The following is a 19,190-nucleotide window of genomic DNA, read 5'->3' as shown; positions in this document are numbered from 1 at the left end:
CAGAAACCTCTTGCACCGCAGCGGCCGTCCACACATGGCTTAACGGCCAAATCATCGCACACTACGCCGGTGCAGGGGCCCTCCACAGCATCAGGTCACAAGCCAGAAATTGAACGCTGACATATTCAAAAGCTACTGATACAGGTTCCAAGAACAAGCAGAGGCCAGCTTTTTACCGAATAGGCTGAAAACAGATTGGAGAAGACTATGCGCAACGTAAACAGGGCTTTTTTGTTCGGCGGCAAGATCTTCTTGAACGTTACCGATGATGTCGCCCCGGATAAAGTTGCTCTTAAAACTAGTGGTGTTTCCGTGCTTTTCGAGCGCATCGAACACGACTGCATACCGCCAGAACTGCTCAGTACAGCTGGTCATTTCGACCTTAGAAACCTAGATACCGCTACCGTTTCCGATCCTCAAGAAAATTCGCCGGGTGAAAGATTTGTATGCCGGGTGAACCAATTGAAAGACTGGATGCTGAACGGAAGTGACACGATCCAGCTTTCGATCCTTAAAAGTAATGAACCATGCAGTATCAATTTCCTGAATGATGTGGAAATCGCCGATCCCTCCAAGGGATTGGAGTTTCGTGCCGGGATCGCCACACACCGGGCAGATGCCACGCTCGTCATGAGCGTCCATGATTTGAATACAGGAAGAAAAATTTCTGAGACACGAAAATTCAATAAAGAATATACCGGAGGGCGTTTGGAAACAGGATATCAAGAAGTAAGATTGCCTATTCCACAGCTAAAAAACCGGATTAGGGTTAGTTTTTCAATTCAGTACAATGGATATCTTGATGATGGAACAGGTGACGAACCGTTCTTGTTCGTAGCCGAACCGAGACTATTCTCAGCAGCAAGTAGCACTGAGGAGACCAAAACACCCAGATTGCTTATTGGTAACAAAATTTCGCGTTTCTCAAAATGGATGGTGGCCGATCTACCCGAAATCATAAAGCCGTCGACTGGCCTCGATCTGGTTGTTGGGCAGGAAACAACCAACATACCAATCGGATTGGATGTGAAGGTTAACCTTTTAGAGAACCATGGGCACACGTTGGTTCTGACGGCTTCACAATCCGCGAGAGCCGTGCTCGTGGTTGACGGGGAGCCAATCTCCAGCACGAGTCTGAGTGCAAATACCGTTATTAGGTTTCCGGCGCGGTGTCTCAATGGTGCAAAAAGACACGTCTGTTTGATGGATGAAACAGGCAGTCAAGTGCTATGGGAAACCGTTACACTTGTTCCCAAAGTAACAACACCCGCTGAAGTCATGCAACGCGAGTCACCTGCACCGTTCGCCCCAACGCTTTTTCCACAGTCGGCGCACCGCTACGCAAGTTTGAAAGGTCAGATTGAGCACGCGAACGCAAACACAGATCTGTCGCAAATTGCACATGCTCTGAACGTACTCGAAGGCGGCTATTATAACGTAAAGCTCACGCCCTTAGAATTCCCATCGGTAGAACAACCGGACGCTTCGATAATTATTCCTGCCCACAATAAGGTAGAAGTCACTTACCTGGCGCTTTGCAGCCTGTTACTTGCCCGAAATGTGGCGAGTTTCGAGGTGATCGTGGTCGACGACGCCTCAACGGACGAAACTGCGACTCTCGATACGATCGTGTCGGGTATTACGGTCATCCATAACGAAACGCCACAACGCTTCATACGTGCTTGCAATAAAGGGGCAGATGCAGCTCGCGGGAATTTCATTGTCCTGCTCAACAATGATGTGGAAGTCACCAGCGGATGGCTGGATGAACTAATTGCCGCATTTGATAGGTTCGAGAACGTTGGTCTGGCTGGAGCGAAGCTCTTGTATCCCAATGGAGAGTTGCAGGACGCCGGGGGCATTATCTGGGGCAACGGCAATCCTTGGAACTACGGCAATCGACAAAATCCCGATGATCCGCGCTTTTCCTATGCAAGACAAGCCGATTATTTGTCGGGTGCCGCGCTGCTGATCCCGACAGATGTCTGGAAAAAGATCGGTGGCCTGTCAAGCTATTTGGAACCGATGTACTTTGAGGATACAGATCTGTCTTTCAAGGTTCGCGACCAAGGATACAGCACTTGGTTTATACCGTCGTCGGTCATTTATCATTATGAAGGCATGACGAGCGGCACTGACATCTCAACCGGGTTCAAGAAATTTCAGGAGGTGAACCGGCCGAAGTTCAAACGGCGGTGGTCCAAGGCTTTTGCCGAGCACGGTCCTGAAGGTGAAACTCCGGATCTTGAAAAGGATCGAGGTATTGTCGGGCGGGTCCTTTTCATTGACTATACGACACCCCGTGGTGATCAGGATGCGGGTTCCTATGCGGCCATTCAGGAGATACGGCTGGTGCAGTCTCTCGGCTATAAGGTCTCGTTTTTACCGATGAACATGGCACATTTTGGGACTTATACCGAAGAACTCCAAAAGATGGGTGTCGAAGTTCTCTATGCGCCTTTTTTCTTGTCGCCCTTCGAATACCTAGAGCGCCATGCAGGGGAGTTTGACGCATTTTTTATCACGCGGTTTTATGTCGCGAAAGATATCTTGACTCGGATCAGAGAGCTCGCGCCAAGGGCAAAAATCTTGTTCAACAATGCCGATTTGCATTTCCTTAGAGAGATCCGTGCAGCAAGCGCGGCCAATGACCAGAACAAAATGGAGCAAGCCCGCCAAACGCGCGAACTGGAGTTGGGGGTCATTGACGAGGTCGACGTAGTGCTGTCCTACAATGATACAGAGCATTCTGTTTTGGAAGCTTACACGGAAGGCAGTGCAACCGTCGTCAAGTGCCCTTGGGTCGTTGATGCTGTCGACGAAGTTGCGCCCCTTGCCGGACGCCAAGGCCTGTCATTTCTCGGAAACTACCGTCATCATCCCAATTCCGAAGGGCTCAAATGGTTCGTGGGCGACGTCATGCCCGCAATCTGGGGGGGTGCCGGCGATGTGCCGCTTTACATCTACGGATCCGGGATGACCGAGGACATCAAGGCACTCGAAGAAAGGCGCGTACACCCGGTCGGATTTGTTCAGGACATCGAGGATGCGTATGACCAGCACCGCGTGTTCGTGGCCCCGTTGCTGTCAGGCGCCGGGATAAAAGGCAAGGTCCTGGGGGCCTTGGCGCGGGGGCTACCGTGCGTGCTGACGCCAGTCGCGGCAGAGGGGATCGGCTTGCGTCACAAACATGACTGTTTCATAGTGGAGAGGGTCGAGGAGTGGGCCGAGGCCGTCAGCCTCCTGATGCAGGACGATGCGCTGTGGACCCGCCTGTCGGAAAACGCCCTGTCCTACATGCGCGAGGCCTATTCGTTCGAGGTCGGCCGCGAGCGCATGCGCGCGGCGTTCGAGGCCGCGGACCTGTTCCAGTCGCTGGATTGAATTACCGATGATCGTGAACCACACCTACCGTTTCATCTTCATACACACGCCCAAAGCGGCTGGGACATCTGTTTCACGAATGCTGTCGGAATTCACGCACTATCGGGATCAGGAAATTGGAGGCACCCGACGTGGCGAGGCCGCCGCGCGATATTTCCATAACCGGTTTGGTCTCGGGAAACATTCCACGGCCATACAGATCCGCAAGATCATGGGAGACGACACCTGGCAGAGCTATTTTACTTTCGGTTTCGTGCGCAATCCATACACCCGGCTCGTGTCCACCTTCCAGTTTCTCAAGGGGTGGAACGGCTGTCCGGCAGATGTCCGCAAGCGCATTGAGGCCTTCGACGACGTCCAGGGTTTTCTCGAATCGGATTATTGGAGTGACAACCCCGGCCCAGACAACATTTTTCGACCACAGACGTTCTGGCTATGCGGCCCTGCACCGGACAGGCCCCTGTTGGTCAATCATGTTGGGCATGTCGAAACGTTGGCTGATGATATCGCCGAAATCCGGAACCGAATCGGCCTTAAGCCAACGGATACGCCCCCCCCTTTTGCCAACCGCTCTGCACGACTGCCGGGAGAAATCTTGTGGACCGATGACCTGGTCGAACGTGTGCAGCACCGTTACAGAACGGATTTCGCGGTTTTTGGGTATGGCATGTCGCCGCCAATGCCTGAAGCGACCTGTTAGCAGGTAGCATACTGCGGAAAATCTGTTAAAGGTGCTCAATGTTTTTTACACCCAAACGGAAGAAGCCACTTGACGAAGAACCGTAAGCTCTTGCTTCATATCGGCCCTCACAAGACGGGTTCCACTGCCATTCAACGTGGTTTAGAGAGCCAAGCCGGTGCCCTCGCCTCAAATGACTGGAAGCTCGAACGCTTTACGACAATGCAAGGTGGTCCGCACCGTCTGGCAGACCTTTTGTCGGTAGATAGACGTGAAGAGGCCAGACCTTATAGCCATCAACTACGGAACGCGACGGACAACATTATCCTTTCGTCCGAAAACTTCTCTCGTCTCAATGAGGCGCAGGCCCGTGATTTTGTCGAAGCAATCGGTTTCGACGAAATTCGTGTGGTCTACTACCTTCGCAATCCGCTTACCCGGCTTGAAAGCGCATGGCGGGAGCGGGTCAAGCATGGCTATCGTTACACTCTGGTCGAGTTCATTGCCGGTCGCCTGGCCCGTCCATTCAATGACGCGGATATCAACGACTCGCTGAAAATTCAGCCTTGGGCTAACGCAGTAGGCTTGAGTGCGCTCGATATCCACCTTTATGATAAAATAGATGATGTGTCCGCGCATTTCTTATCGACGTATTTCCCCGAAGTGACCACCGAGAGCTGCTTTCAACAGAGCAAGGTTAACCTGTCATACGGGGCCGAAAAAACGGAGATATTACGCGCGCTTGCAGGATTCCAGACCCATCTCCTAAACAACCGGGATTATGACGATGATATCGACGCGCTGCGAGCCCAGATCTCGCGAATTTCGACTGGGGGGAGCTTTGATTACAGGCGGGAATTCACTCTTTCGATGAATTCTCCCGTGATGATGCGCTTGGAAAAGATGCTGAGCGAATATTTCGGTAACTGCCTGATACCGCGACCAGAGAGTGAGCTGCTTTTCGAGAAGCGGACGGTAACTTGGAATTACCTGGCGCCCGAAATTTGGCTAGAGCAGCCCGACCTGACGGCAAAACTCTTCACATTACGTCAGAAACTTCTTGACGAATTGGGTAACCCCATATTCGATCAAAGGCTGAAAAAGCTCTGAATCCCGAAACAGGGATAATTTTCTAAGGAACTAATAACTGCTTTAAGATCAATTATTGAAGCGAAAATCTTCAAGTTTCCTATAAAACCCAAACTGCCCAAGACGACATATCTCTCGGTTTTTGAATGGGTCCGATATCTTTTCTGTTTCTTTATTTTTTCCTACTGGTTTAGGTATGTCAGTTTTGAGGAATTCTTTTATTCTATCTATCTCGCCTGTTCCAAAAAACAGATCCTCATAAGAGACTGGAAGTATTTTTCCACTTCCCAAATGTCCAACAGTTGATCGCAGAGAATGATTCCATTCCTTAATTGCGGCGCGCCAGTCACCGTTAGCACTCCAACGAACCCCGCTCTCAACACGGCGGTCCCACGAGTCGGCCACATCGAACAGGTTACGGTAAATAAAAATTACTTTGCAGGCTGGAAAATTATTGAACAGCATATCATAATCCCTATAAAGTCTTGGTATTTTATCTCCAATAATATTTACATTGTAAATTTTTTTGTGTATCCCTTTATAATGAGGCCGCCCCTCAAAACTATAAATGTGGCTGTCACCGTTTTTTATCGTCAGAAATCGTTCCGGCTCAAACAAGTCTGTCGTAAGCGCCTTGGTTCGTTTATAAAGACCAATGTAACGCTCCATTCCGATAAATATTGGCTCTGCACTAGACAGCAACGCTGTCAACGCGGATGTCCCAGAGCGGGCGCACCCGCATACAAAGACGAAATTGGTTTTTGACGATCTCATGATTTGGCGTCTCCGCTAATTTCGCCCATACCCATCCTCATACCGCACGATGTCGTCGTTGCCCAGATAGGCGCCGGTCTGCACCTCGATCAGGGTCAGCGGCCGCTTGCCCGAGTTTTTCGGCCAGCGCGCGGCCTCGGGTGGAGCGAACCGTCGATAGCGGCGGGATGAAAGGCCCGTGGCGGGTGTGGAGCCATCCTGTTGTTGCGGGGCGTTCGCGACCAGGGATCGAGGGAGTGCAGACGGATGCCCTGGCACCAGCATCTGCAACACCACAACCAGCCGTCTCACGTTTAACCCGGATCTGTCCGCATGCCCTTGAGGCAACCCCGCGCCAAGTATCTGAGACGTGCAATTCTGTCATTCGTGTTTGCTTGCCATTCAAACTTCAGTGGACCATTGGCAACTCGTACCCGGTCATGTCAACATTCCGCAGTCGTCAACGCCCATATTTTCGCCGGACGCCCGGTTTTCGGGGTCAGTTCCGCATTATACCCATTGTCATTGAGCTATCCGTCGCAGGTTCGAATCCTGCACGGCTCACCACTGGTGGTTCAAGAAATCGTGCGATCACGGCGTGCTGGCCATTTGGCAGGCACGCCCCTTGGATATCCGCCCGTCATGCGCCATGTTTTCCCTGACAGGCAAATCGAGAAGGGAAACCCAGCCGATGAAATACCAAAGGACGCAGGAGGCGGTTGCCCGGCTGACGCCCGAGCAATACAGGGTCACCCAGCAGGCGGGCACGGAGCGTCCCTTCAGCGGGGAATACAACGATCACAAGGCGCCGGGCATCTATGTCGATATCGTGTCCGGCGAGCCGCTCTTCATCTCCTCGGACAAGTTCGAATCGGGGTGCGGGTGGCCGAGCTTCACCAAGCCGGTCGAGCCGGCCCACGTCACCGAGCACCGCGACGAATCCCTTGGCATGGTGCGCACCGAAGTGCGCTCGAAACATGCCGACAGCCATCTCGGTCACGTGTTCAACGACGGGCCGCGCGATCGCGGCGGCCTTCGCTACTGCATCAATTCCGCGGCCTTGCGCTTCATTCACCGTGACGACATGGACGCCGAGGGCTATGGTGAGTATCTCGATCAATTGGAGGACATATAATGGCTGAACATCGCGCCGTGCTTGCCGGTGGATGCTTCTGGGGCATGCAGGACCTCATCCGGAAGCTGCCGGGCGTCAAGCGGACCCGCGTCGGCTATACCGGCGGGGACGTCCCCAACGCGACCTATCGCGACCACGGCACCCATGCCGAGGCTGTCGAGATCGTCTACGACCCCGACCAGGTCAGTTATCGGCGGCTTCTGGAATTCTTCTTCCAGATACACGATCCGACAACGCTAAACCGCCAGGGAAACGATGTCGGCATATCCTACCGCTCGGCGATCTACTATGCCGACGAGGACCAGCGCCAGGAGGCGCTCGACACCATCGCCGACGTCGAGGCCAGCGGCCTCTGGCCCGGCAAGGTGGTGACCGAGGTCGCGCCCATGGGAGATTTCTGGGAGGCCGAACCGGAACACCAGGATTACCTGCAGAAATTCCCCGGCGGCTATACCTGTCACTTTCCCCGGCCGGACTGGGTGCTGCCGCGGCGTGACGCCGCCGAATAGGGCCGCTGCCCCGCCATCCTGGCGCTGCATAAATTTTGGGCAGGCGGGGTCGGTCGCGCCCAATTGGCGGGCCCTGACGGAATCCGAGCTTGGCAGGGTCCGAATGGCCGTTATTGTTGCCGGGCAGGACTTTGACCAAGGGAGGAAACAGGATGCGCAAAGTTTTCGGAGCCGCGGTGACGGCGACACTGGGCCTGGCCTTTGCCGGCGAGGCGCTTGCCGAGACGTGGAACGTCTCGCTCTGGGGCAAACGGCGGGCCTTTACCGAACACGTGGAGAAACTGGCGGAACTGGTCGAGGACAAGACCGGCGGTGAGTTCACCCTCAACATCAGCTACGGCGGCCTCAGCAACAACCGCGAGAACCTCGACGGGATTTCCATCGGTGCCTTCGAGATGGCGCAGTTCTGCGCCGGCTACCACCGCGACAAGAACCCGTCGATCACGGTGCTTGAACTGCCCTTCCTCGGGGTCGAGACGCTGGAGCAGGAGCGCGCGCTTTCCATGGCGCTCTACGATCACCCCGCCGCCGAGAAGGATCTCGCACGCTGGAACGCGACACTGCTGATGCCCTCGCCGCTGCCCCAATACAATATCGCCGGGATGGGCGATGCGCCGCGCGAGCTGTCGGATTTCTCGGGTCTCGCGGTGCGGGCCACGGGCGGCATCGGCGCCGCGATGGAGGCTCTCGGCGCCGTTCCCACCTCGATGTCGGCGACCGAAGTGCGGCAGGCAATGGATTCCGGCGTCGTCAAGGCGGTCGCCTTTGCCCCGCACGCCCACATGGCCTTCGGAACGATCGAAAACGCCGAATGGTGGACCACCAACCTCAACCCCGGAACGGTGAACTGCCCGGTGGTGGTGAACACCGACGCGCTTGACGGGCTCTCGGACGCGCACCGCGAGGCGCTGATGAGTTCGGTCGAGCCGGCGCTGGACCACTATATCGACAACTACATGAACAACACGATGGAACGCTGGGGCCCGGCGCTGGACGAGCGCGGGATCGAGCGGATCACCTATTCGGAGGACGAGATCGAGAGCTTCAAGGCCGCGGTCGCCACGCCGGCGGCGCAGAGCTGGATCGAGGAAAACGCCGCGCGCGGGTTGCCGGCGCAGGAACTCTACGATTTCGTGACCGACAAGCTGGCCGAGCTGAAGGGCGGCATGTAAGCACGCCGCGCCTGCCCGTCCGCCGAACGGCCCGGGCAGGCGCATGGGTGCGGGAAACCGGGGACAGACATGGCAGGCGCAGCATCGGTCCTGAGCGACGGCAGCCGGCTCAGCCGCCTGGACGGCGGGCTTTACCGTCTTGAACGTGCGCTGGCGCTTGTCAGCGGGCTGGCGGTCTTTGCCTTGATGATCCTTGCCGTCATATCCGTCGGCGGGCGCAACTTCTTCAACGCGCCACTGCCCGGCTATGTCGACTGGATCGAGCAGGCCATGCCGCTCATCGCCTTCATGGGCGTGTCCTACGTGATGCGCGACGGGGCGCATATCCGAATGGACATCGTGGTGGGGGCCTTGCGCGGCCGGGTGCTGTGGCTGGTCGAGCTGCTTACCACCCTTCTGGTTCTGGTGCTCATGCTGCTTCTGGTCTGGGGCAGCTGGGCCCATTTCGAGCGCAGCTTCGACATTGCCGCGCCGATGTGGAGCCGCGACAGCTCCATGGATATCGCGCTCCCTCTCTGGCCGGCAAAGCTGCTTGCGCCGGTGGCGTTTTCCGTGCTGTGCCTGCGGCTGGCGCTGCAGGTCTGGGGGTTCGGCCGCGCCCTGGTGGCCGGTGCGGAACGCCCCGTCGCCGTTCCGCTGGTCGCGGACGCCGCAACGCTTGCGGCGCGCGAGGCAGAGCACGTCTCGGGCCGGGACGAGTAAGGGGCGGGACGATGGAACCCATTGATATCGGCCTTGCCGTGACCGGCGGTCTGCTTGCCCTCGTCGTGCTGGGGATGCGCGTCGCCTTTGCCGCCGGTCTGGCCGGGGTGGTCGGGCTGATCTGGATATTCTGGTCAAAGAAAGGCTATGCAGGCGACGAATTCCTCTGGGCGCTGACGGTAGCGGCCAAGACGGCCGGGCAGGTGCCCCACTCCAAGGTGTCGAGCCAGGCGCTGAGCCTGATCCCCACCTTCATCCTGATCGGCTATCTCGCCTATTACGCGGGGCTTACCCGCGCGCTTTTCGAGGCGGCGAAACGCTGGATCGCATGGGTTCCCGGTGGGTTGGCGGTATCGACGGTTTTCGCCACCGCCGGTTTCGCCGCAGTCTCGGGGGCAAGCGTTGCCACCTCGGCGGTGTTTGCCCGTATCGCGATCCCCGAGATGCTCCGTATCGGGTACGACAAGAAGTTCGCCGCCGGCGTGGTGGCCGCCGGAGGGACGCTGGCCAGCCTGATCCCGCCGTCGGCGATCCTCGTGATCTATGCCATCATCGTGGAACAGGACGTGGGCAAGCTGCTGCTCGCGGGGTTTATCCCCGGGGCGTTCTCGGCGCTCGTCTACGGTTCGCTGATCGTCGGCATGGCCCTGACGATCCGCGGCTTCGGCCCGCCCGTCGGCGGGTTCTCGTGGCGTGAGCGCCTAGTCGCGCTGCCGCCGGCGCTGCCCATCGTCTTCGTTGTCGTGACGATCATCTTCTTCGTCTACAACCCGTTCGGCGGCGATGCGTGGGGCACGCCCACCGAGGGCGGGGCGATCGGGGCGTTCGTGGTGTTCTGTATGGCCGTCTGGCGGGGCATGCGCTGGCCCGAACTCAAGGATGCCCTGCTCGAGACCGCCAAGCTCAGCGTGATGATCTTCACCATCATCTGGGGCGTGTTGATCTTCGTGCGGTTCCTGGGCTTCGCCGATCTGCCGAGCGCCTTTGCAGACTGGATCACCTCGCTGACGATGTCGCCCATGCTGATCCTGGTGTGCATACTGCTGGCCTATGCCGTGCTGGGGATGTTCATGGACGCCATCGGCATGCTGCTGCTCACGCTGCCGGTGGTCTACCCGGCCGTCATGGCGCTGAACGGGGGCGAGTTCGTCTCGGCCGCCGACAGCACCTTCGGCATGTCGGGGCCGATGTGCGCGATCTGGTTCGGCATCCTGGTGGTCAAGATGGCCGAGTTCTGCCTCATCACCCCGCCCATCGGGCTCAACTGCTTCGTCGTGGCCGGCGTGCGCCCGGACCTCAGCGTGCAGGACGTGTTCCGCGGGGTCATGCCCTTCTTCATCGCCGACGCCATCACGATCGGCCTGCTGGTGGCCTTCCCGTGGATCGTGCTCTGGCTGCCCAGCCTTGCCTGAGCGGCCGCGGCGCCCCTCAAAGCCGCTTGGCAACCTCTTCCAGCATCACCTCGGTCGCGCCGCCGCCGATGGCCTGCACCCGGGCATCGCGGCTCATGCGCTCGATCGTGCTCTCGCCCATGAAGCCCATGCCGCCATGGAACTGCAGGCAGTCATACATCACCTCGTTGACCAGCTCGCCGCACAGCGCCTTTATCATGGACACCTCGCGCGTCACCTCCTCGCCGGCGGCGTCCCGCGCGGCAGTGGCATAGACGAGCTGGCGCGCCGCCGCGACACGGGCCGCGAGCATCGACAGGCGCTGCCGGATCGCCTGCTTGTCCCATAACGGCGCACCAAAGGCCCGGCGGGTCTTCACGTAATCCAGCGTCAGGTCCAGCGCGGCCTGTGCCTCTCCCATTGCCATGGCGCCCAGAACGATACGTTCGTTCTGGAAATTGCGCATGATCGCGTAGAACCCCCCGCCTTCCTCGCCCAGAACCGCGTCGGCGGGAACGCGGCACTCCTCGAACCGCAGCTCGGCGGTATCGGAGGAGCGCCAGCCATGCTTGTCGAGCGCGCGGCTCACGCTGAAACCCGGGGTGCCCTTTTCCACGAGGAACATGGTCACCGACCCGCTGGCGGGGCCGTCCGGGTCCGTCTTGGCGGCGATGCAGTAGAGATCGGCGTGCACACCGTTGGTGATGAACATCTTGGCGCCGTTGAGGACATAGTCGCCCCCCTCGCGGCGCGCGGTGGTGCGGATGCCCTTCACGTCGGATCCGGCGCCGGGCTCTGTCACGCCAACGGCGGTAATCGTCTCGCCCGAGACGATGCCGGGCATGTGGGCAGCTTTCTGCACTTCCGAGCCCGCGTTGAAAACATGCACCGAGGCCATGTCGGTATGAACCAGCACGGTGATGGCAAAGCCGGAATAGCTCGACCGCCCCAGCTCCTCGGCGAGGACGGCAGTGGCGCGCGTGTCCATGCCCGCGCCACCGTATTTCTCTGGGTAGCGGATGCCCAGAAAACCCAGGCGCCCCATCTCGCGCAGCACCTCGCGCGGCACGCAGCCATCCTTTTCCCAACGGTCGCCTGCGGGCTGCACCCTCTCCGCCACGAAGCGGCGGATCTGGTCGCGCAGCATCCCGTGCTCCTGGTCAAGCAACAGATGGTCCGGCATGGTCTCCTCCCCTCTATCATCGCGCATCAGATGCCAAACGGGCCGCGATTGCAATGCGCCGCCGGTCATCCCGCCCGCACCGGGACCGGGTTCGGGATTAACCGTCTCGACAAAATGGCGGACTTCACGTAATCTTAGCCGAAATCTGCGCGACTAACGACGCAGAGCAGCTGAGGCGAGCAGACATGGCGATAAAGGTAGACGAGTTCTATCTGATGGACCCGGCGAATCCGCCGCCGGCCGGTACCGAGCTGCAAGTGCAGAACTTTCAGGTCAATGACGCCAATGACGATGGCGTCGTGGACAGCAGTACCAGCAAAGGTCCGTGGTGGCGGCCGTCGGACGACAAGATTGACGACACGTCGATCATAGCGTCCTATGCCGGCGACACTGTCACGGTCCAGCTGGCGGATGGCACCGTGACGACGATCACCGGGACGACGTTCTACCTCGCTGACGGCCGCAAGGTGTTCACGCCCACCGATGGCAGCACGCTCCAGAACGCGACGCTCGTCGACACGTCATGGGTGTCGAACACGACTCCCACCCCCTACGAGGATCTCGATCCCGTTTGCTTCGTCACGGGAACGATGATCGAAACGGAAGACGGCGAAACGCCGGTGGAAAACCTGCGCGGCGGCGAAATCATCCGCGGCTACACGGGGGAGGGATTGCGCCTGCGCAAGATCTTTCGCCGCACTTTCGTCATACGCGACATCGAGGCAAACCCCAAGCTGCGCCCGGTGCGCATCTGCGCCGGCGCCCTGGGCGAGGGCTTGCCCGTGCGGGACATGCTCGTTTCGCGGCAGCACCGGATGCTGATCCACTCCAGGATTGCCAATCGCATGTTCGGGGTTTCAGAGGTGCTGGTTCCGGCGATCAAACTGACCGCCCTGCCCGGTATCTTCGTTGACCAGTCGATCAACGAGGTGGAGTATTTCCACCTCCTGTTCGACGCGCACGAGGTCATCGTCGCAGAGGGTGCCCCGACCGAAAGCCTGTTCACCGGCCCCGAAGCCCTGAAATCGGTATCGCCCGAGGCGCGGCAAGAGATCCTGACCATCTTTCCCGAATGCGCGCAGGACGGCGCGCAACCGGAACCGGCCCGCTTCATCCCCGAGGGCAGGCTTCAGAAGAAGCTGATCGAGCGGCACGCGAAAAACAGGAAACCCCTGCACGAGGCCCGGCCGTAAAACGCGCCCGCCGCGCGGCGCCTTGACGGTATCCAGCCGATATTGCCGTGCTGGGGCGCGGCATGCTAGGCGCGATCCGATGGCGTGACGACGAACAAGCCACAGGCGGGGACCAGATGGCACGTACATCCCGTGATTTGACCGCCGGTGCGGGGGCACTCTGCCGCAAGGTGGCGGTGCTGATCATTTCCGGCGTGTTCCGCCGGCGCCCGATCCGGGACATCGACGCCGATATCAGGCAACGGCCCTTGCGCGATCAAAGTCTCATCACCGCCGGGGTTCTGGCGATCCTGCTGGCCCTCGGCCTGGTCGCGGCGCAGTTCGGCTGGATCGGGATACTGGTCTTCTGGCTGGGCGTGATCGTTCTTGTGAACTGAACAGACCCGCCGCCAAACGCCGCCGGCGCAATGGAAATCTTTTGCCGCAACGCAGAATACATTTTTATGCAACTGAAAATGCTTGATTTTTCTGATCCTCCGTTGATCCAGCATGTTCCGTGGAGCGTATTTCGGATATCAAACCGAAAGGAACAGACATGGAAACGCTTGTAGGAATTCTCGCATTTGGCACGCTTGGTTTCGTGGTGGCGTTCGCTTACCTCAGCGTTCGCGCGACGGAAAAGCTTCGTGATACCGATCAACCGAAATCGGCATTGTCGCGCGACGGCATCCAGCAGCGCATGAACGCGGCATCGCGGCACTGACAGCCCCCCGCAAGGCCCGCGCAAAAGTGCACGCGCGCCCGTGATCATTCGTAACCCGTCATCTCCAGGTATCCCCGGCCGGAATGGCTGCCGGACACGGTGACCGGACCCTCCCAGTAGGGCACGGCGGTATCCATCCACGCACGGGGGTTCACGGCCTCGACCGTAACGCGCACGCCGCGTCCCGGCACCTCAAGCGCCCAGCGTGTTGGCACATCACGCCCCGCCACGCCCGTGACATCCAGCGGTTCGGCATCAAGCATACCGTTGCCCAGCGGCGATGTCGTCCCATCCGGCGCGATCCATGTGCCGGAAACGAAATGGCCGCCATCCGTCTGCCGCAGGCGGAACGCCATGAGCTTCTCGCCCGTATCGAAAGAGAGCGAGAACCAGTCCCAGCCGGTCTGGTCCGCCGCCAGCGGCTGCGACGACCATTCCCGGTCGAGCCATGCCGTGCCCGTCACGTCGACGCGCCCCCCGGGCAGCTCGATCGCCCCCGATATGTCGTAAAAGGGCTGCGAGTAGTAATAGCTCGCCTGGCCCTGCTCGGATTTCACCGAATAACCGCGCTGCCCGTGGAACACCATCGGGCCCTCGGCGCTCAACGTCATGTCATAGGCAAAGTCATTGCCGCTCGCGCGCACCGCGACGCGGTCGAGATCCTCGCCCTTCATGTGCCAGTCATCGATCCAAGCGGAAAACGGCGCCGCCTCGACCCCGGCCTGCCCGATCCCGCCGCGGGCATAACGCTCGGCGACATGGTGTGCGCCCGGCGTCGTCACGGCCGCATGGCCGAACCAGACCTGCGGGCTCTGCCAGCCCGGCGCCTCTCCGGGCGCGAGGGCGGAGCGGAACAGCGTCCATTGCAGCCCGTAGGCCGTGCCATCCGGTCCCTGCAGGTTGGCGGTGAGGTACCACCATTCTATGCGGTAGTCGGGATGCGCCCCGTGATCGGCGGGAAACTCGAACTCCGGCTCAGGCCGCGGCACGGCGAACCCGTCCGCATCGGTCCCCATGCCCGCGAACCCCTGGGCCAGCACAGGCAGGGGGCACGCCATAAACAGCAGCAGCACGAGCACCCTAGCGTTCATTGGCGAAAACCTTCAGAAGATCGGCGGCAGGGACACGTGCCAGCCGCCGCGCCGGCCACAGCGCGGCCAACACCGCCGCCAGCAGCGCAAAGAGGGCAAGTTTCGCGTAATCCAGCGGAAAGAGATACATTGGCAAACGCCAGCCGAACGCCTCGACATTGACCACCGCCAGCAGAACCCATGCGAGCGCCAGCCCCAGCGGCAGCGCGGCTAGCAGCGTCAGCATGGCAAGGATGAGCGCCCGCAAAAGCTCCAGCCGCCCCAGCATGGCCCGCGTCAGGCCGAGCGCCCAGACCGGCGCAAGCTGTGGCAGGCGCATCCCGGCCAGCGTGAGCAGGCTCATCAGCATGGCAAAACCGGCCACGGCCAGCGTCAGGACGTTCAGCGCGCCGGTCACGGTAAAGGTCCGTTCGAACACCCTCATGGAAAAGGCCTTGATCGCGGATTGATCCATGATCTGCCCCTCCGACAGGCCGAATTCCCCGGTCAACGCCGCGCGCATGGCGTCCGGGTCATCCGTGCGCAGGCCGAACCGTTCGGCGCGCACCTGCGGGAACAGCGCGCGGAACAGCGCCTCGCCAATAACGGCCTGCCCGGCGGGATTGCCGTAATCGGCCACGACCGCCGCGACAGGAAGCGTGCGCCCCGGCACGATCGTCAGCTTGTCTCCCGGCCATAGATCGGCCCGCCGCGCCAACTGTTCATTGACGATTACCGCCTTGCCCGCGGCAACGCGGTCCCATACCGCCCCGTCGGCGGCAAGAAAATCCCAGTTCTCGGTATAGGTGGACCCGATGCGTGCGCCGTGGATCTCCGCCGTCTCCCCGGCCAGCCGTGCCTCCACCGACAGCACCGGCAGCACGGCGTCGGCGCGATCGGCCACGAACCGGGCCAGCCGCGCCGCCTGGGCGGTGTCCTCCGCGCTGACATACAGCTCTGCCGCGAGACGCTGGTCAAGAAAGCCGGTGAAGGTCAGGCGAAAGCTGGATACCATGGTCGACACACCCACATTCGCCGCCATTGCAAGCAACAGCGCCATCAACGCGAGGCTCAGCCCCGGCAGTTGCTGGCGGCTGTCCGCCCAGAACCAGTGCCATAGCGCCGAGCGCGCCCTGCCCTCGGCCACTGCCAGAACCCGGCCGAGCACCAGAGGCAGCCCCAGCGCCGCCCCAAGCAGCAGGCAGGCGAGGCAGGCGAACCCCATCACCAGCCCCTCGCCCAGCGGGATCAGCGCCGCCGCGGCGGCCAGCAGCAGGATGGCGGCAACCGCCCGACCGCCGCGCCACCGGCTGGCGGCCATGGACCATGCGCGCGCACCGGCGCCGGACAGGACGGGCATCCGCGCCGTGCGCCAGAGCGCGTTGGCCGCGGCCAGCAGGCTGCCCGCCACCGCGATCCCGAGGCCCGACAGCCACCACGCCGGCCTCAACTGCAGCGATCCCGACACCTGAGCGCCATAAAGGCCCTCAAGCGTTGCCGCCACGTCCGGCAACAGCGCCCCTGCCAGAACATAGCCCAAGCCCACGCCCAGCCCCCCGGCGGCGAGGGCAAGCACCACCAGTTCGGCGGTCATCAGGATCATGAGCCGCCGCAATGGCATTCCCAGCGCCCGCAGGGTGCGCACCATCGCCCGGCGCTGTTCGAAGGCAAGGCCGATGGCACCGTGCACGATGAATATCCCCACGGCAAAGCTCAACAGCCCGAAGGCGGTCAGGTTGAGGTGGAAACTGTCTGTCAGGCGTCCCACCTCGGCCCCCCGCTGCGCGGGCCGACGCACGAGGCCGGGCGCGACATCTTGCAGTGGCGGGCGGCCCACCGGCTGGACATCGTGCAGGACCAGGCGGCTCAGCTCGCCGGGACGGTCCAGCAATTCCTGCGCCACGCCCACATCCGCGAGCGCCGTGCCGGGGGCTATGCCCGGGTCCGGCACAACCCGGTGCTGCAGCGCTCCGGCCAAGGCTACCGCGACCTCGGGGTTGGCGAAAACCACCCGTTCGGACAGAAAGGCGGGCAGCGGCATGTCCCCGGCCCGCGTGACGGGGCCCGCCCCGCCCGGCGCCGTGAGAGGATCGATCCCGACGATCCGCACCGGTGTGCCCCCCGCGCGCAGGCGGCCGTCCAGCACCGGGGCCACCTGCCAGCCCGCGCGGCGCAGCGCGACATATCTGTGCTGCGGGATCGTGTCGCCGGCCCGCGGCACCAGCTGGTCATGGCGCCCTTCGCCCAGCATCGCCGCCGCCGCGTCATAGCTCGCCCGCGCTTCCGAATTGACGGCCTGAACCCCGGACCACAGCGCGGTGGCCAGCGCCAGACCCGCCACCAGCGTGAAGAGCTGCAGCGGATTGCGCCGCCAGTGCGACAGCAACGCCTCCAATCCCGCGCGCGTCACGTCAAGCGCCCCCGGCTGAGGTGCAAACCGTGTTCCATCCTCCGGGACAGGGCCGGGGAATGCGTGACCATCATCAGCGCCGCGCCGGTATCGGCCACAAGGTCCAGCATCTGCCGCAAGACCACGTCCGACGTGGCTTCGTCGAGGTTGCCGGTGGGTTCATCCGCCAGCACCAACCGGGGACGCACCGCAAGGGCGCGCGCAATCGCGACGCGCTGCTGCTGCCCGCCCGACAGCTGTTCGGGATATTTCCGCATTTGCTCGGACAGGCCCAGCGCGTCCACCAGCCGGGCGATGTGGGTCCTGTCCTCGCGCCCGGCCAGCCGCGCCTGGAACGAGACATTCGCGGCCACCGTCAGTGACGGTATCAGGTTGAACTGCTGAAACACGATCCCGACGCATTGGCGCCGCAAGCCCGCGCGCCCACGGTCATCCAGCCCCGTCACCTCTTGCCCATCCAGCCGGATGCTGCCGCGATCGGCGGTATCGAGCCCGCCAACAAGATGCAGCAGCGTGCTCTTGCCGGACCCGGACTCGCCCGTCAGCGCCAGCGTCCGGCCGGCGCCGAGCGTCAGGTCCACGCCGCGCAGGACATCCACGCGCCCTTCGGGCCCGGGATAGGATTTGCACAGGTTTTCGACCTCGAGCAGCATCGCGCCTCCTTCGACCGATAAGCTATCTCACTCCTGCGCATTGGAAAGCAGGACGTGCAAGGATGGCGCACGATCTGCGCGCCTGCGCCGCATGACAGGCACACGCAAAGGGCTATGTCACCCCGCATCGACGGACGGAGAGGACCGCCCCATGACAGACCCTGCCGCCACGCCACCCCTGCCGGGCCTCGAGCAAGCTGCCGCGGGCGCATTCACGCCGTGTCGGCAGGCCGGTCTTGACCGGCTGCACACCTTCCTGCCGCGCGCGGGCAAGACGTATGCACGGCTGCGCAACCATGATTTCGGTCCCGGTCGTCGCGACAACGTCTCGACGCTGTCACCGTGGATTCGCCACCGGCTGGTGACCGAGCACGAGGTGCTGCGCGCTACACTGGCACGCCATACGCCGTCCAACGCCGAGAAATTCGTGCAGGAGGTCGTGTGGCGGGGCTATTTCAAGGGCTGGCTGGAGCAGCGCCCGACCGTCTGGGACAGCTACAGGGCCGGTGTCGACAAGGGTCTGGAAAAGCTGTCGCGGGACACCGGGCTCGCCATGGATCACGAGGCCGCCGTCATGGGGCGCACAGGGATCGACGCCTTCGACCACTGGGCGCGGGAACTGGTTGAAACCGGCTACCTGCACAACCATGCCCGCATGTGGTTCGCGTCAATATGGATCTTCACGCTCCGCCTGCCATGGGAGCTCGGGGCGGATTTCTTCCTGCGCCATCTCGCCGACGGGGATCCGGCCTCCAACACGCTGGGCTGGCGCTGGGTCGGGGGCCTGCACACCAAGGGCAAGACCTATCTCGCCCGGGCCTCGAACATCGCCAAGTATACAGATGGCCGTTTTCACCCCGGCCACGCTCTGGCCCATCAGGCCGAGCCGCTGACAGAAGAGTGCGAGCACCCCCGGCAGCCCCTGCCGCCTGACGATCCCATGCCCGAGGGCGATTACCTTCTGCTGCTGACCGAGGAGGATGGCCGTGTCGAGGAGCTGTTGCCGCGCCCGCCCACGGCCATGATCGCCCTGGCCTGCCCGGACGCGCGCTCTCCGCTCGCGGTTGGCGACGTGGCGCGTGCCTTTGCATCGGGCGCCGTGACCGACGCGGCGGGCCGTGCCGCCACGGCGTTCGGGGCAGATGAATGGCATGAAACGGGCGA

General features: G+C 61.4%; 18 protein-coding genes. 12 read left to right on the top strand and 6 right to left on the bottom strand.

Annotation, left to right across the window (positions count from 1 at the left end):
- The first annotated feature begins 207 nt into the window (after positions 1 to 207).
- The 3 genes from ACH13J_RS16445 (at position 208) to ACH13J_RS16435 (ending at position 5,173) form a co-directional block, all read left to right on the top strand.
- Positions 208 to 3,384, top strand: coding sequence for a glycosyltransferase (locus ACH13J_RS16445; RefSeq protein WP_397544432.1), 3,177 nt, complete (start codon positions 208 to 210; stop codon positions 3,382 to 3,384).
- 7 nt (positions 3,385 to 3,391) lie between these two features.
- Positions 3,392 to 4,084, top strand: a complete 693-nt coding sequence (locus ACH13J_RS16440) for a sulfotransferase family 2 domain-containing protein (protein ID WP_397544431.1) — start codon at positions 3,392 to 3,394, stop codon at positions 4,082 to 4,084.
- A gap of 69 nt (positions 4,085 to 4,153) precedes the next feature.
- The gene (locus ACH13J_RS16435) at positions 4,154 to 5,173 is read left to right on the top strand and encodes a hypothetical protein (protein WP_397544430.1); all 1,020 of its coding nucleotides are present in this window, start codon (positions 4,154 to 4,156) and stop codon (positions 5,171 to 5,173) included.
- Positions 5,174 to 5,221: 48 nt separating this feature from the next.
- On the opposite strand, the gene ACH13J_RS16430 is transcribed toward ACH13J_RS16435, so the two are convergent.
- On the bottom strand, positions 5,222 to 5,926 hold the full coding sequence (locus tag ACH13J_RS16430) for a sulfotransferase (RefSeq protein WP_397544429.1): 705 nt from the start codon (positions 5,924 to 5,926) through the stop codon (positions 5,222 to 5,224).
- A 15-nt stretch (positions 5,927 to 5,941) separates the two neighbouring features.
- A complete protein-coding gene (locus ACH13J_RS16425) occupies positions 5,942 to 6,190 on the bottom strand; it encodes a hypothetical protein (RefSeq protein WP_397544433.1) in 249 nt (82 codons plus the stop codon).
- Between the two features lie 406 nt (positions 6,191 to 6,596).
- On the opposite strand from ACH13J_RS16425, the gene msrB reads away from it, so the two are divergent.
- The 5 genes from msrB (at position 6,597) to ACH13J_RS16400 (ending at position 10,835) form a co-directional block, all read left to right on the top strand.
- Complete coding sequence (gene msrB / locus ACH13J_RS16420; RefSeq protein ID WP_397544428.1) at positions 6,597 to 7,040, top strand: peptide-methionine (R)-S-oxide reductase MsrB; 444 nt, start codon at positions 6,597 to 6,599, stop codon at positions 7,038 to 7,040.
- Positions 7,040 to 7,549, top strand: a complete 510-nt coding sequence (gene msrA, locus ACH13J_RS16415; protein ID WP_397544427.1) for a peptide-methionine (S)-S-oxide reductase MsrA — start codon at positions 7,040 to 7,042, stop codon at positions 7,547 to 7,549. The genes msrB and msrA overlap by 1 nt, the downstream gene beginning before the upstream one ends.
- A gap of 152 nt (positions 7,550 to 7,701) precedes the next feature.
- On the top strand, positions 7,702 to 8,721 hold the full coding sequence (locus ACH13J_RS16410; protein WP_397544426.1) for a C4-dicarboxylate TRAP transporter substrate-binding protein: 1,020 nt from the start codon (positions 7,702 to 7,704) through the stop codon (positions 8,719 to 8,721).
- A 69-nt stretch (positions 8,722 to 8,790) separates the two neighbouring features.
- Positions 8,791 to 9,423: a TRAP transporter small permease subunit gene (locus ACH13J_RS16405; RefSeq protein WP_397544425.1), complete on the top strand. Its 633-nt coding sequence runs from the start codon at positions 8,791 to 8,793 to the stop codon at positions 9,421 to 9,423.
- A gap of 11 nt (positions 9,424 to 9,434) precedes the next feature.
- Positions 9,435 to 10,835 carry a TRAP transporter large permease subunit gene (locus ACH13J_RS16400; protein ID WP_397544424.1) on the top strand — a complete coding sequence of 467 codons (1,401 nt, stop codon included), beginning with the start codon at positions 9,435 to 9,437 and terminating at the stop codon, positions 10,833 to 10,835.
- Between the two features lie 16 nt (positions 10,836 to 10,851).
- On the opposite strand, the gene ACH13J_RS16395 is transcribed toward ACH13J_RS16400, so the two are convergent.
- A complete protein-coding gene (locus ACH13J_RS16395; RefSeq protein WP_397544423.1) occupies positions 10,852 to 11,997 on the bottom strand; it encodes an acyl-CoA dehydrogenase family protein in 1,146 nt (381 codons plus the stop codon).
- 185 nt (positions 11,998 to 12,182) lie between these two features.
- Here ACH13J_RS16395 and ACH13J_RS16390 point away from each other — a divergent pair, with 185 nt between their 5' ends.
- The 3 genes from ACH13J_RS16390 to ACH13J_RS16380 all read left to right on the top strand — a co-directional run bounded on the left by ACH13J_RS16390 (position 12,183) and on the right by ACH13J_RS16380 (position 13,893).
- The gene (locus ACH13J_RS16390) at positions 12,183 to 13,190 is read left to right on the top strand and encodes a Hint domain-containing protein (protein WP_397544422.1); all 1,008 of its coding nucleotides are present in this window, start codon (positions 12,183 to 12,185) and stop codon (positions 13,188 to 13,190) included.
- 116 nt (positions 13,191 to 13,306) lie between these two features.
- A complete protein-coding gene (locus tag ACH13J_RS16385) occupies positions 13,307 to 13,567 on the top strand; it encodes a hypothetical protein (RefSeq protein WP_397544421.1) in 261 nt (86 codons plus the stop codon).
- 119 nt (positions 13,568 to 13,686) lie between these two features.
- On the top strand, positions 13,687 to 13,893 hold the full coding sequence (locus tag ACH13J_RS16380) for a hypothetical protein (protein WP_397544420.1): 207 nt from the start codon (positions 13,687 to 13,689) through the stop codon (positions 13,891 to 13,893).
- Between the two features lie 44 nt (positions 13,894 to 13,937).
- Here the strand turns inward: ACH13J_RS16380 and ACH13J_RS16375 are convergent, their stop codons facing one another.
- The 3 genes from ACH13J_RS16375 to ACH13J_RS16365 are packed head-to-tail and all read right to left on the bottom strand — an operon-like array spanning position 13,938 to position 18,026.
- Positions 13,938 to 14,984 (bottom strand): lipocalin-like domain-containing protein, encoded by a 1,047-nt coding sequence (locus tag ACH13J_RS16375; RefSeq protein WP_397544419.1) that lies wholly within the window; start codon positions 14,982 to 14,984, stop codon positions 13,938 to 13,940.
- Positions 14,974 to 17,373 (bottom strand): FtsX-like permease family protein, encoded by a 2,400-nt coding sequence (locus tag ACH13J_RS16370; protein ID WP_397544418.1) that lies wholly within the window; start codon positions 17,371 to 17,373, stop codon positions 14,974 to 14,976. The genes ACH13J_RS16375 and ACH13J_RS16370 overlap by 11 nt, the downstream gene beginning before the upstream one ends.
- Positions 17,370 to 18,026 carry an ATP-binding cassette domain-containing protein gene (locus ACH13J_RS16365; protein ID WP_397544417.1) on the bottom strand — a complete coding sequence of 219 codons (657 nt, stop codon included), beginning with the start codon at positions 18,024 to 18,026 and terminating at the stop codon, positions 17,370 to 17,372. Before ACH13J_RS16365 ends, ACH13J_RS16370 begins: the two co-directional genes overlap by 4 nt.
- Positions 18,027 to 18,177: 151 nt before the next feature.
- Between ACH13J_RS16365 and ACH13J_RS16360 the strand changes: the two genes are divergently transcribed.
- Positions 18,178 to 19,190: FAD-binding domain-containing protein (locus ACH13J_RS16360; RefSeq protein ID WP_397544416.1), on the top strand; the 1,013-nt coding region annotated here is incomplete at its 3' end.

Origin of the sequence: Roseovarius salis (assembly GCF_044472985.1) — a bacterium.
GTDB lineage: Bacteria > Pseudomonadota > Alphaproteobacteria > Rhodobacterales > Rhodobacteraceae > Roseovarius > Roseovarius salis.
Note: the sequence above shows the minus strand (reverse complement) of the source record. Positions and strands in the feature narration are given on the sequence as shown.

Bases quoted from the DNA above. Each gene is read 5' to 3' on its own strand.
- ACH13J_RS16400 (WP_397544424.1), top strand. From the start codon at position 9,435: ATGGAACCCATTGATATCGGCCTTGCCGTGACCGGCGGTCTGCTTGCC.
- ACH13J_RS16445 (WP_397544432.1), top strand. From the start codon at position 208: ATGCGCAACGTAAACAGGGCTTTTTTGTTCGGCGGCAAGATCTTCTTG.
- ACH13J_RS16395 (WP_397544423.1), bottom strand. From the start codon at position 11,997: ATGCCGGACCATCTGTTGCTTGACCAGGAGCACGGGATGCTGCGCGAC.
- ACH13J_RS16365 (WP_397544417.1), bottom strand. From the start codon at position 18,026: ATGCTGCTCGAGGTCGAAAACCTGTGCAAATCCTATCCCGGGCCCGAA.
- ACH13J_RS16440 (WP_397544431.1), top strand. From the start codon at position 3,392: ATGATCGTGAACCACACCTACCGTTTCATCTTCATACACACGCCCAAA.
- msrA (WP_397544427.1), top strand. From the start codon at position 7,040: ATGGCTGAACATCGCGCCGTGCTTGCCGGTGGATGCTTCTGGGGCATG.
- ACH13J_RS16405 (WP_397544425.1), top strand. From the start codon at position 8,791: ATGGCAGGCGCAGCATCGGTCCTGAGCGACGGCAGCCGGCTCAGCCGC.
- ACH13J_RS16410 (WP_397544426.1), top strand. From the start codon at position 7,702: ATGCGCAAAGTTTTCGGAGCCGCGGTGACGGCGACACTGGGCCTGGCC.
- msrB (WP_397544428.1), top strand. From the start codon at position 6,597: ATGAAATACCAAAGGACGCAGGAGGCGGTTGCCCGGCTGACGCCCGAG.
- ACH13J_RS16425 (WP_397544433.1), bottom strand. From the start codon at position 6,190: ATGCTGGTGCCAGGGCATCCGTCTGCACTCCCTCGATCCCTGGTCGCG.
- ACH13J_RS16375 (WP_397544419.1), bottom strand. From the start codon at position 14,984: ATGAACGCTAGGGTGCTCGTGCTGCTGCTGTTTATGGCGTGCCCCCTG.
- ACH13J_RS16430 (WP_397544429.1), bottom strand. From the start codon at position 5,926: ATGAGATCGTCAAAAACCAATTTCGTCTTTGTATGCGGGTGCGCCCGC.
- ACH13J_RS16390 (WP_397544422.1), top strand. From the start codon at position 12,183: ATGGCGATAAAGGTAGACGAGTTCTATCTGATGGACCCGGCGAATCCG.
- ACH13J_RS16385 (WP_397544421.1), top strand. From the start codon at position 13,307: ATGGCACGTACATCCCGTGATTTGACCGCCGGTGCGGGGGCACTCTGC.